The 12,397-nt window shown below is 71.9% G+C and carries 11 protein-coding genes; 3 read left to right on the top strand and 8 right to left on the bottom strand.

Features of this window, described 5'->3' with window-relative positions; all coding sequences use genetic code 11:
• Positions 1-168: 168 nt before the first annotated feature.
• A complete protein-coding gene (locus tag ACZ592_RS20340) occupies positions 169-678 on the top strand; it encodes a GtrA family protein (RefSeq protein ID WP_471582958.1) in 510 nt (169 codons plus the stop codon).
• A gap of 55 nt (positions 679-733) precedes the next feature.
• Here the strand turns inward: ACZ592_RS20340 and ACZ592_RS20335 are convergent, their stop codons facing one another.
• Positions 734-2,011, bottom strand: a complete 1,278-nt coding sequence (locus ACZ592_RS20335) for an ATP-binding protein (protein WP_471582957.1) — start codon at positions 2,009-2,011, stop codon at positions 734-736.
• A 593-nt stretch (positions 2,012-2,604) separates the two neighbouring features.
• Entirely contained in the window at positions 2,605-3,282 is a 678-nt protein-coding gene (locus tag ACZ592_RS20330; RefSeq protein WP_361171785.1) for a response regulator transcription factor, read from the bottom strand.
• A gap of 472 nt (positions 3,283-3,754) precedes the next feature.
• Here ACZ592_RS20330 and ACZ592_RS20325 point away from each other — a divergent pair, with 472 nt between their 5' ends.
• Positions 3,755-5,251: a peptide MFS transporter gene (locus ACZ592_RS20325; protein WP_471582956.1), complete on the top strand. Its 1,497-nt coding sequence runs from the start codon at positions 3,755-3,757 to the stop codon at positions 5,249-5,251.
• A 185-nt stretch (positions 5,252-5,436) separates the two neighbouring features.
• Complete coding sequence (locus ACZ592_RS20320) at positions 5,437-6,264, top strand: alpha/beta hydrolase family protein (RefSeq protein WP_471582955.1); 828 nt, start codon at positions 5,437-5,439, stop codon at positions 6,262-6,264.
• 200 nt (positions 6,265-6,464) lie between these two features.
• Here the strand turns inward: ACZ592_RS20320 and ACZ592_RS20315 are convergent, their stop codons facing one another.
• From ACZ592_RS20315 to ACZ592_RS20290, 6 genes are all read right to left on the bottom strand, one after another.
• Entirely contained in the window at positions 6,465-7,790 is a 1,326-nt protein-coding gene (locus ACZ592_RS20315) for a hypothetical protein (protein ID WP_471583018.1), read from the bottom strand.
• A complete protein-coding gene (locus ACZ592_RS20310; protein WP_471582954.1) occupies positions 7,790-8,989 on the bottom strand; it encodes a hypothetical protein in 1,200 nt (399 codons plus the stop codon). The genes ACZ592_RS20315 and ACZ592_RS20310 overlap by 1 nt, the downstream gene beginning before the upstream one ends.
• 23 nt (positions 8,990-9,012) lie before the next feature.
• Complete coding sequence (locus ACZ592_RS20305; protein WP_471582953.1) at positions 9,013-10,005, bottom strand: hypothetical protein; 993 nt, start codon at positions 10,003-10,005, stop codon at positions 9,013-9,015.
• A 98-nt stretch (positions 10,006-10,103) separates the two neighbouring features.
• Positions 10,104-10,853, bottom strand: a complete 750-nt coding sequence (locus tag ACZ592_RS20300; RefSeq protein WP_471582952.1) for an LPXTG cell wall anchor domain-containing protein — start codon at positions 10,851-10,853, stop codon at positions 10,104-10,106.
• 175 nt (positions 10,854-11,028) lie between these two features.
• On the bottom strand, positions 11,029-11,538 hold the full coding sequence (locus ACZ592_RS20295) for an ATP-binding protein (RefSeq protein ID WP_471582951.1): 510 nt from the start codon (positions 11,536-11,538) through the stop codon (positions 11,029-11,031).
• Between the two features lie 286 nt (positions 11,539-11,824).
• Complete coding sequence (locus ACZ592_RS20290) at positions 11,825-12,193, bottom strand: STAS domain-containing protein (protein ID WP_471582950.1); 369 nt, start codon at positions 12,191-12,193, stop codon at positions 11,825-11,827.
• Positions 12,194-12,397: the final 204 nt, after the last annotated feature.

Here is a 12,397-nt window from a genome sequence, read left to right as displayed (position 1 = left end):
CCGCGGGGCCCGGTGTCACAGCGGCGCCACAGACTCCCGATGCCCGCGCGCGCCCGGCGGGGCCGCTGGTTAGCATGGCTGGGTCGACACGACCGAATCACCAATCCGTCGGCACGTACACGACCGGTACGAACGACCGGTACGAACCGACGGGGCTGGGGCGACACCATGACGGAACGCGGCGCACTGCGGGTGCGGCTGGACAGCCTCACCCGCGAGATCGCCAAGTTCGGGGCCGTGGGGGCGGTCGGGACGCTGGTGAACTTCGGTGTCTTCAACCTCGTGCGGCACGTCACCGACCTGCACGTGGTGCGCGCGAGCGTGATCGCGACGGTCGTCGCCATCGTGTTCAACTACGTGGGATTCCGCTACTTCACCTACCGGGACCGCGACAAGAGCGGGCGCACCAAGGAACTGACGCTGTTCCTGCTGTTCAGCGCGGTCGGCCTGGTGATCGAGAACGGCGTGCTCTACGCGGCGACGTACTGGTTCGGCTGGGACGGCAAGCTGCAGGCGAACTTCTTCAAGTTCCTCGGCATGGGCATCGCGACGCTCTTCCGCTTCTGGTCGTACCGCACCTGGGTGTTCAAGGCGCTGCCCGCCCGCGAGACCGTCGCGCATGCCGAATCGTTCCTGGAGGAGACGGACGAGCAGCCCGCGGTGCGGCGCGCGAGCTGAGAACCCCGTACCCGCCCGGCTCGCCCTCCGGCCCTCCCTCCGGACCCTCCTCCGCCTAGCGGACCGTCTTGTCCTCCACGTCACTGTCCGTGCCCTTCGACAGCGGCGTGCGTGACAGGAAGAGCCCGAAGACCGGCGGCTTCGTCTGCAGCATCTCGAGCCGGCCGCCGTCCGCCTCGGCCAGATCCCGGGCGACCGCGAGGCCGATTCCCGTCGAGTTGCGGCCGCTGATGGTCCGCTCGAAGATCCGCGCGCCGAGGTCGGCGGGCACGCCGGGGCCCTCGTCCGTGACCTCGATGACCGCCTGATTTCCGGTGACGCGGATACGCAGCGCGACCGTGCCGCCGCCGTGCATCAGGGAGTTCTCGATCAGCGCGGCAAGGACCTGGGCCACCGCTCCGGGCGTGCCCACCGCCTCCAGGTGCCGCTTGCCCGAGCTGACGATGGCGCGGCCCGCGCTGCGGTAGGCCGGGCGCCACTCCTCCAGCTGCTGCTTGACGACCTCGTCCAGGTCGAAGGCGACGGCGGAGCCGGTCCGCGGGTCCCGCGAGTTGGTGAGCAGCCGCTCGACGACGTCGGTCAGCCGCTCGACCTGGGCCAGCGCGATCGTCGCCTCCTCCTTCACCGTGTCCAGCTCCTCGGTGACGGTGATCTCCTCCAGCCGCATGGAGAGCGCGGTCAGCGGCGTGCGCAGCTGGTGGGAGGCGTCGGCGGCGAGGCGCCGCTCGGCGGTCAGCATCCGCCCGATGCGCTCGGCCGAGGAGTCCAGGACGTCGGCGACCCGGTCGAGCTCGGGCACCCCGTACCGCTTGTGGCGGGGCCGGGGGTCGCCGGAGCCGAGGCGCTCCGCGGTCTCGGCGAGGTCGGTGAGCGGGGAGGCGAGGCGGTTGGCCTGGCGCACCGCGAGGAGCACGGCCGCGACGATGGCGAGCAGCGCGACGGCGGCGATGATCAGCAGGGTGCGGCCGACCTCGCGGGTGACCGCGGCCCTCGGCTCCTCGACGGTGACCTTCTCGCCCTGCTCGCCGGGGCGGGTGGCGCTGATGACGTCGCCCGAGGGGCGGGTGCCGATCTCGATGGACGTGCGGCCGGGGATCTCGATGCGCGCGTACCGGTCGGTGGCGACCTGGTCGCGCAGGATCTCGCCGCTGATCTTCTCCTCGCTGATCAGCCGGCTGTCGACGATGCTGGCCAGGCGCAGCGCCTCGGAGTCGACGCGCTCCTGGGCGCTGCTGCTGATCGTCCTCGTCTCGACGATGACGAGGCTCACGCCGAAGACGGCGATGACCACGAGGACGACGGCGAGGGTGGAGTTGATCAGGCGACGGCGCATTCACCCAGTGTCGCGGATGAGGGGCCCCTCCAGGGGCTCGGGGAACGGGGCCTGCGCCTCCCCGGGGGCGGGGGGGGAACGGGGTCTGCCCCCCTGGGGGCGGGGGAACGGGGCCTGCCCCCTGGGGGCGGGGGGGAATTGCGCGGCCAGCCGTCGGCGGCCCGCAGGCGCGTCTGCCTCCGGCGGTTCGACGGCGGGTGCAGGCCCGCCGTGGCCGGCCGCGCCGTTCCCCGCGCCCCTGACGGGGCCCGGCCCCTCCAAGTGCGCGGCCAGCCGCCGGCGGCCCGCAGGCGCGTCTGCCTCCGGCGGTTCGACGGCGGGTGCGGGCCCGCCGTGGTCGGCCGCGCCGTTCCCCGCGCCCCCGGGGAGGCCCGGCCCAGCCGCCCGCAGACGCCTCCGCCGTCCGGCGGTGCCACGGCGGGTGCAGGCCCGCCGTGGCCGGCCGCGCCGTTCCCCGCGCCCCCGACGGGGCCCGGCCCCTCCAAGTGCGTGGGCAGCTGTGCGCTCGGCCGGCGGCGGGGGCGGCTTGGGGCTCGGTCGCTCGTGCCGTTCCCCGTGCCCGTTCGGGGCTCGGCCCCCCGGAGGGGGTGCCGCTAGCTCTTTTCGAAGCGGAAGCCGACGCCCCGTACCGTCGCGATGTAGCGGGGGTTCGCCGCGTCGTCGCCCAGCTTCTTGCGCAGCCAGGAGATGTGCATGTCGAGGGTCTTGGTGGACGACCACCACGTCGTGTCCCAGACCTCGCGCATCAGCTGGTCGCGGGTGACGACCCGGCCCGCGTCCCGCACGAGCACCCGCAGGAGGTCGAACTCCTTGGCGGTGAGCTGCAGCTCCTCATCGCCCATCCACGCGCGGTGCGACTCGACGTCGATGCGCACGCCGTGCGTGGCGGGCGCCTCCTTGGGCTCGGTGGCGCCGCGCCGGAGCAGCGCCCGGACCCGCGCGAGGAGCTCCGCGAGGCGGAAGGGCTTGGTCACGTAGTCGTCGGCGCCCGCGTCCAGGCCGACGACGGTGTCCACCTCGTCGGCGCGCGCGGTCAGGATCAGGATCGGCACCGTGAGCCCGTCGGCCCGCAGGCGGCGGGCCACCTCGAGGCCGTCCATGCCGGGCAGCCCGAGGTCGAGCACGACCAGGTCGACGGCGCCCTGCAGACCTGCGTCGAGGGCGGTCGGGCCGTCCTCACGCACTTCGACCTCGTAACCCTCCCTGCGCAGGGCACGGGCCAGTGGCTCCGAGATGGACGCGTCGTCCTCGGCGAGCAGTACACGGGTCATGGGGTGATGGTAGTCCGCGGTGGACAAGGGCAGGGAGGTGATCGCAGAGTGGAGGGACGAGCCTGCGGCTGTGGGAAGCAATTCTGTGAATCACCTTTGATTGTGGTCTGTTGGTTCCAGCGCCACCTGTGATCCATGTCTCAAGTCCTTCCATATGCATCCCTGACGTGTCGTATGGTGACCCAACGCCTGATGCACTACTCAAGGACCTTTGGCCCGCTGTGCGCGCCTTAGGTCTCTTTTATGTGCGGGTTGGCTGCGGCCAGCCTTGAAAGGAATGACCTGTGGTCGGGCCCTGCGCGCGAGGATGCGCCCAGGGTGTGGATCCCGGAGTCACCCGTCCCTCACCCCTCCTTCGGGGGTGAACCTCCCCTGGGCGTGGGGTTGGGCGGTACGACACCGGTGCCGACCGCCCCCCACCGGGCGCGCACACGCTCCTGCCAGCGCGTCCCGAACCCACGAGGATCGACCCATGGCGTCCAGCCTGACGAAGGACTCCGCCGGTACCCCTGGCTCCGAGAAGACCTTCTTCGGCCACCCCCGCGGACTGGCCACACTCTTCATGACCGAGATGTGGGAGCGTTACAGCTTCTACGGCATGAAGGCACTGCTCCCGCTGTACCTGATCGCGCCCGGCGGCATGGACATGAGTGCCACCACGGCGACGGCGATCTACTCCGTCTACATGTCGATGGTCTACCTGCTCGCCATGCCCGGCGGCTGGATGGCGGACCGCTTCTGGGGTCCCCGCAAGACGGTCATCATCGGTGCAGCCGTCGTCATCCTCGGCCACATCACGCTCGCGCTGCCGAGCGCGGCGACCTTCTTCGCCGGCCTCGCGCTCGTCGCGATCGGTTCCGGCCTCCTGAAGGCGAACATCTCCGTGATGGTCGGCCACCTCTACGACGGTCCGAAGGACCCGCGTCGTGACGGTGGCTTCACGCTCTTCTACATCGGCATCAACCTCGGCGCCTTCCTCGCCCCGCTGTCCATCGGCACCGTCGGCGAGAACGTCAACTGGCACTTCGGCTTCGCGCTCGCCGCGGTCGGCATGGCCCTCGGCCTCGCCCAGTTCATGATCGGCTCGCGCCACCTGAGCGCGCACAGCAGCGTCGTCTCGCAGCCCGCCACGCCCCAGCAGCGCGCCTCGGCGCTCCGCAACGGCCTGATCTGGCTGATCGTCGCCGCCGCGCTCTACACGCTGATGGGCGTCACCGGGAACTTCGCCGACTGGGCCCTGATGCCGCTGATCGTCGCCGGTCTGATCATCCCGGTCGCCGTCCTCGCCCGGATGAAGCGCGACAAGGAGCTCAGCAACCTCGAGCAGTCGAAGCTGTCGGGCTACATCTGGTTCTTCGTGGTCGCCGCCGTCTTCTGGATGATCTACGACCAGAACGGCTCGACCCTGTCGATCTTCGGCAAGACGTCGACGACGAACAACCTGCTCGGGTTCGACTTCCCGACCTCGTGGTACCAGTCGCTGAACCCGATCTTCATCATGGCGCTCGCCCCCGTGGTCGCCTCGGCGTGGCTGTGGCTGAACAAGCGGGGCAAGGAGCCGAGCACGGCCGTCAAGTTCGCGTCCAGCCTGACGCTGATCGGCATCTCCTTCGCCGTCTTCCTCATCCCGCTGATCGACACCGCCAACAACGGCGGCCGCGTCAGCCCGATGTGGCTGGTGTCGATCTACTTCATCCAGACCGTCGGCGAGCTCTGCCTCTCCCCGGTCGGCCTCTCGCTCACCACGAAGATGGCGCCGGAGAAGTACAGCGCGCAGATGATGGGTGTCTGGTTCCTCGCGGTCACCGCGGGCGACTCCGTGACGGGTCTGCTGACGTCGCCACAGCTCGGTGTCGACCTGAACAATTCGGGGGCGGTCGCCGTCGAGGCGATCATCGCCGTCATCGCGGGTGTCGGCATCTGGACGTCCCGCAAGAAGGTCAAGCAGCTGATGGGCTCGGTCAACTGACCCTGCCCGCACCGTGAAGGGCCGCCGCTCCCCCGGAGCGACGGCCCTTTCCGTTCCCCCCACACCCGTCCGGCCGCCGGTCTTACTACCGGATACGTACGAACAGAGGACCGTCCGGCCACCCGCAGCGGTGGTGCCGGGCGGTTTTCGGGGAGCGGGGCGGCCCGGCGGTGCAGCATCTGGCCATGCGTCGTACGTTGCTGACCCTCGCCGTGTGCGGGGCGTTGCTCTCCTCCAGTGCCGCCGCCCGGGCCGTCCCCGAGCCGCCGCCCGGCCGGCTCTTCTCGTACGGCGGCCACGCCCGCCAGAACATCACGGTGTACGGCGACGGGGGCCCCGCGCTGATGATCCTGCACGGCGGCTACTGGTCGAAGGACACGGACTGGAGCGGCTGGGCGCGGTGGTTCGCGGCGCGGGGCTTCACCGTGTACGACACCGACTACCGGCTGACCTCGGACGCGGCCTGGCCCGCCCAGCGCGACGACGTGCTCGCGGCGCTGGCCTGGGTGCGGCTCAGGGAGGGCGGTGAGCGGCCGGTCGTGCTCGGCTCCTCGGCGGGCGGGCACCTCGCCCTGCAGGCCGGGGCGTACGGGGCGGGGCGGACGCGGGCGCGCGGTGTCGTCGCCCTGTCCCCCGTGGCGTCGCCCTACCGTGCCTGGACGGACGGCGCGAAGCGGGGGGCGTCCGCGGAGCGGCGGGAGCTGCGTGCGGCCGCGCTGCGGCTCGCCGGGTGCTCGCCCGACCGGGCGGGGCGGCGCTGCTGGGAGCGGTGGGGCGACCTCGCGGTCATGTCCCACGCGTCGGGCGCGGATGACGCGCCGCTGCTGCTGGTGCACTCGCGGGGCGACTTCGTGCCGCCCGCGCACTCCGCGGAGCTTGCGGGCGCGCAGCACAGGGCGGGCCTGCCGGACGTGACCGTCCGGACGGTGGGCGGCTCCGCGCACGGGGGCCCGCTGCTGCGCGGCCCCGGCATGGCCCAGGAGATCCTGCGCTGGCTGCGGGCCCACGCGTAGCCTGCGGCGGGCGACGGGGCGCCCCCCACCCCGCAGACACATCTGCCCTCAGCGGTCCGCCTGCGGCCGCAGGCCCGTCCCGATCGCTCGCACAGTCCCCCGCACCCCTCACAAGGGACACATCCCGGCGCCGCCCGCACAGGCGCTGTCAGGGGCGCGGGGAACTGCGCGACCAGCCACGGACGGCCGCGGTGGAGCAGCTAGCGCAGGCCTCCCCGGCGCCTCGGGAGGAACGTGAAGACCGCGCCGCCCAGGAGGATCACCGTGCCGGCGACCAGGCCGAGCGCGCGCAGCGCGCCGTTGTCCTCGGCGCCCGTCTCGGCGAGTCCGCCCCCGCTCGCGGAGCCACCCGTGGCGCTACCACCCGTGCCGGAGGAGCCGCCCGCGGAACCGGAGCCACCCGATGCCCCGCCCGGCTGGGCCTTCGTGTCGATCTCCAGGGAGACCTCGCTCTTGGCGGGCGTGCACGTCGTCGTCGTGCCCAGCGCCTTGACCGTGAGAACGCCCGGCGACAGCGTCGACTTGCCGTCGGCGCCCGGCTTGTAGGTGCCGGTCAGGTCGGGAATGGTCATCGGCTCGCCGGACTTGATGGGCTCCTTGTTGGTCGGGCCCTCGACCTGCACCGTGCCCTTGTCCGCGCCGCCCAGCTTGACCTCCATCGACGGCTTCACGGCGTCCGCGGGGATGTCGGCCGGGCTGTCCATGACGGCCTTCTTGAACTGCACGGTCAGGCCGTAGCCGCCGCCGTCCTTCTTGGCGTCGATCTGGACCGGCGAGGTCGCTTCCTTGTCGCCGATCGGCGTCTTGCACTTGTAGGGGATCTGGACTTCCTTGCCGGGGAAGTCGGTCTGCCCGCCGCCACCGCCGGTGGAGCCACCCGACGTACCGCCGTTGGCACCTCCGGTGCTGCCGCCCGTGCTGCCGCCGGAGGAACCGGCCGTGCCGCCGGAGGAGCCACCCGTACCGCCCGAACTCCCCCCTCCCGCCGTCACCTTGATGGTCGCGCCGGCCGGAACCTGCTCCTTGGGCGTGCACTTGGTGTCGGTCGAGATCGGCTTGCTGACGTTGATGTTGTACGCGTCCGGCGTGAGCGTCACCTCGCCCGCCGCGGTCAGCTTCAGCTTGCCCTTCATGTCGGAGAGGAGCATGGGGCTGTTCTTCTTGATGGGCGGATTCGTGCGCTCGCCCGCGACCGCCAGGTTCCCGCTCTGGCCGCCTGCCACCTTGATCGTGCCGGTCGGCTTGACCGTGTCCTTGTCGAGGTCGAGGACGTCCGGGTTCTTGGACGCGGCCTGCGTCGTCTTCCACACGACCTCGACCTCGTCGCCCACCTTCGCCGTGGCGGGCGCCGTGATCTCCGCCTTGGTCGTGCCCTGCACGGGCGGCAGGCCGGAGATCGCGGGCGGAATGCACTCGGTCTTGTACGCGGATTCGGCGGCCTGCGCGGGGCCCGCGGTCAGCAGGATGCCCGCACCGCCCAGCAGGAGCGCGACCGAGGCCGCGCCCGCTCTCCGTCGTTGCGTGATCACGTGGTTCCCTTCGTCGGACTGTTGTCGGACGGTGCGGAGAGCCGGCCTGCGGGTGCGCCGGGGTCTGTGTCGGGGGTGAACCAGGGCAGCGAGCCGGTCGACTCCGTGCCGGAGCCCCTCGTACCGGGGCCGCTCCCGCCGGAACCGCTCGTGCCGGGTTGCCCCTGGTGTTTCGTACGGGGTGTGCGCGCCGCGTGCGAGGGACCTGTGCCCGGCGCGCGCGCCTTGCGGTCGGCGTCGATGGCCCCTTGCGGCAGCCTCAACTGCGGCAGGCGGCGCGCGAGTTCGGCCAGGCCGCCGCCGCGGCGGCCCGCGGTGCGGCGCCGGTTGGGGCGGAGCCGGTCGACGACGGCCATGCCGATGCGGAAGACGGCCGCGGGCACCACGACGCAGAGCAGGATCCAGAACAGCGTCACGCCCCAGGGGCGGCCCACGCCCCACGGCTGCTCGGCCAGGACCTTCCCCCCGTACTTCAGCGAGACCAGGTAGTCGCCGTGCGCGCCCGCCGAGAGCTCGACGGGCAGCTTGATCTGCGCCTTCTTGCCGGGCGCGATGGTGCCGCGCCACTGCTGCTCCTCCCAGTGCGGGGCGAACACACCGTGGGAGGTGCCGACTTGGAAGACGGGGTTCTTGACGGGCGCCGAGCCGACGTTGCCGACGGTGAACTCGAAGGTGCGCTGCGGCGGGGCGCCGAACCAGGTCAGGACCCCGCTCGAACCTTGGAGGCGGGTGTCCGTCAGGACGGAGAGCTTGCCGCCGGTGGCCTGCTCGGGCAGCGCCTTCACGGGGTGGCCCGCGACCTTCAGCACCGCGTCGACCTGCTGTTTCTCACCGGTCACCGTGGACACGTGGACGACACAGGGGCAGGGCTCGGGCGGTTCGGCCACGGCGAGCTTCTTGTCGAAGGCGCCCTTCTTGTCGGTGGTGACGGCGCGGCCCTCGGAGTTGGCGCAGGAGTTGGTGCCGCCGACGACGCCCTTGCCGGGCGCGGACTGCCCGCAGACGAGCATCATGAGCAGGGCGTCGGGCCGCCACCCCGCGCCCTTGACGGTGACGGAGCCGCCCTTGCCCGCCTGGGAGGCGGACAGCTTCACGGTCGGTCTGTCCGCGGCGGCCGCCGCGGCCTGCGGCAGCAGGGCGACGCCGAGCAGGGCCAGTACCGCCAGCAGGATGCCGGTCGCCGGGCCACCGGTCACCGGACCGTGCCTGTTTTTCCCTTTCACAGTTCCTCTCCCGTCCCCGCTCGGGCCAACTCCCGCGATTCCTGCTGCTGTTCGTCTGCCGGCTCGGTCTCCTCGGGGGGCCGCCGCCGTCTGCGTACGAGATGGACCGCCCCGGCCGCCGCGGCGAGCAGCAGGGCACCGACGCCCGCCACCGCGCCCCACGGCACGAAGCGGGCCGAGGCCGTGGCCGTGTCGCGGGCGCCGCCCGAGGCCGTGGCGGTCAGCTCGACGTCGGCCGCGTCCAGCGCCGGGGCGTCCGGCCACGGTTCGGTCAGCGAGACCCGGCGGCCGGGCAGCAGCTCGACCGGCAGCGTGCGCGCGGGACGGTCGACGAGCGTGCCGAAGACGCCTTCCGCGTGCACCGCGAGTTTCGGGGTCAGCACGGTGTTGCCCCGGTTGACCAGGTCATACGTGATGCGTTCGGCGCCGGTGTCGACGTGGACGCGTTCGACGGTGAGCGCCGAGAGGGTCGGCCCGCCGACCCTCAGGTGCACGCGCACACCGACCGTGCGGCCGCCGCCGCTCGCGACGATCGCCCCCGGGTGGTCGCCGGGCAGCGCGGTGGTGGGCACGGTCACCGTGAACGGCACCTCGGCGCGGGTCCGCGGCGGGACCTTGACCTGCCGTTTCGCGAAGGTGATCCACGCCCCGGTGTCCTTGGGCCGCTTCTTGGCGGGGGTGACGGAGAACGCGCCGGAGCCGGTGTTGCCCGCGTCGGCGCCCCGCAGCGAGACCGTGCGGGGCTTCGTGCCGGTGTTGGTGAGGGACAGGGTGTCCTGGAGCACCGCTCCCGGGGCGCCCTCCGCGTAGAAGGAGGGCCGCCCGTCCTTCACGGGCCGGGTGCCGCCGCCCGCGGAGGGCGCGGCGGTCCATCCCGCCGGGCCGCCGCCGTCCGCGAGCGCGGGGCCCGCCCCCGCCACCACCAGGGCGAGGGCGCACAGCGCGGCCGAGGCCCGTGCGCGGGACGTCATCGGCGGCTTCGGCGGCATCGGCGGCTCCTGGTCTCCGTGCGTGATCTCCGTGCGTGATCTCCGTGTGCGTTCTTCCTGCGTGTTCTTCCTGCGTGCCGGTTCCTGCCGGGCCCCGGCTACCGCGAGCGCGCCGCCTGGTTCCTGCGGGTCAGCCAGAGCGTGCCGGCCGCGCCCGCGAGCAGCACGGTGCCGCCGAGGGTGCCGAGCGCGACGGCGGAGTCCGCGGGTCCGGTCTGCGGGAGTTCGCCGCCGCCGGTGCCGCCCGTACTGCCGGACCCGCCCGTGCTCCCCGACCCGCCGGTGGCGCCGGAGCCGCCCGTGTTGCCGCCGGAGCCGGAGTCGGAGCCGCCGCCCGAGCCCTTGACGTCCAGTTCGAGGGACGGCTTGGGGCTGTTGGAGGGCGTGCAGGTGGTGGTCGTGCCGAGCGCCTTGATGGTGAGGACGCCGGCGGTGAAGGTGACCTTGCCGCTCTTCTTGGGCGTGTACGTACCCGACAAGTCACTGATCTTGATGGGGGTGTTGGCGGGGATGGCCTCGGCGTTCGTCGCGCCGGAGACCGGCACGGTGCCGCTCTCCGCGCCGCCCAGTTTGATCACCGCGCTGGGCTTCATCGCGCCCTTGCCGAGCTCCACGGGGCTGGACGAGACGCCCTTCTGGAAGGACATGGTGAGTTTGTAGCCGCTGCCGCTCTTGACGCTCTTGATGTCGATCGGCGAGACGGCCCCCTTGTCCCCGATCGGCGTCTTGCACTGGTAGTTGACGTCCTGGACGGTGGCCTGCGCGGCGGGGGCGGCCATCAGCACCGCTGAGCCGCCGGCCAGGGCGGCGGCAAGCGCGAGCGCGGCCGATTTCTTCTTGTGCGACACCTCGTTGTCCCCTCATGCCGGTCGTGGCGTGCCGGGTGCGGAGTTACGTGTGTTACTGACGGCACATCAGATTGGGCGCTCAAGGTACGCCCGGGGCCTTGTCGAGGGAAGACAAAAGACGCGCCGGATCCGTAGTGATCCGGCGCGTGTGCGAACCGTGGGTAACAGCTGTGGCCTAAGCGGGAGCGCCCAGCTCCGCCCAGACCGTCTTGCCCGTGGCTCCGGGCGTGCGGACGACGCCCCAGTCGAGGCAGAGCCGCTGGACGATGAACATGCCGTGCCCGCCGGGCCGCCCGGCCCGGTGCGGGGTGCGCGGCGCCGGCTGGCCGGCGCCCCGGTCGGAGACCTCGATGCGCAGCACCTTGCCGTCGCAGGAGAGCCAGAGCTCGTCGGGCCCCTCGGCGTGCAGGCAGGCGTTGGTGACGAGCTCGGAGACGACGAGGAGCACGTCCTCGGCGGCGGCGCGCCGGTCGGCGTTGTCGGCGGGCAGCCAGCCCCACGCGTGGAGAGCCTGGCGGGTGTAGTCCCGGGCCAGCGGAACGATGCCGCTCGCCCCGTTCAGGCTCAGGCTGCGGACCTGTCGGCCGGTGGGCGTCCCGGAGACCCGGTCCGCGGGAGCGTCCGCGACGGCGGCCTCGGACTCCGGGCCACGGTCGCCCGGCGAGTAAGGCCGGGTGGTGCTCATCAGCGCTTCACCTCACCGACAAGGGGACTGAGGACTCTGGAACACGTAGAGAACTCTGGGCGATAGGGGGCATCGGCTGCTCGCCGTTCTGACTGTTGACTTGAGACCCGCTGTCGACGGATCCAGGTCTCTCCTGCCCGGACGAACCGTGAGAACACCCACTTCTTCGGCACGAGTCGTGTGACGCTGGTAACGCCATGATCACGCAGCGACAACTGACGCGTAACTTTCGCGTGTGACCAGCAGGGACACCGACTGGGGCGCCGACCGGGGGACCCGCGGGGACTCAGTCACCGAGGGCCGCTTCGAGCGTCTCGTGGACCGTGAAGACGGCATCCGCACCGGTGATCTCGAAGACGCGTGCGACGACCGGCCGCATCGCGGCCAGGTGCACGCCACCACCCGCGGCCTCGGCCTTGAGCCGGGCACCGAGCAGTACGTTGAGTCCGGTGGAGTCGCAGAACTCCAGCTGCGCACAGTCGACGACCAGGCGCGCATAGCCCTCTTCCAGGCACTTCTCGAGTGGCTCACGCAACACATCGGCGGTGTGGTGATCCAACTCACCCGCCGGGGTCACGACGGCACTCGTGCCCACCTTCCGCACTTCGACCAGAAGTCGGCCCCTGTGCGCGCTGCCGACCGTCCCGCGGTCCATGCCGTCACTCTCTTCCGACCGTCGTGGCTGTTGATGACGCCCCTGAACATTACCGTCCTCCCCACGGTCCCGGGTACCCGAACATCCCCCCGAAATCGGACATTTACCCACGGAACGCACTTGCGACCGAAGTGTAGAACCGGGTAGGGGTAGAAGAGACAGCAATCGACACGGACGGCTTTGGAGGCGCCGCACACCGCAGTG

The sequence above is a fragment of the Streptomyces sp. NPDC040622 genome, assembly GCF_055593965.1.
Note: the sequence above shows the minus strand (reverse complement) of the source record. Positions and strands in the feature narration are given on the sequence as shown.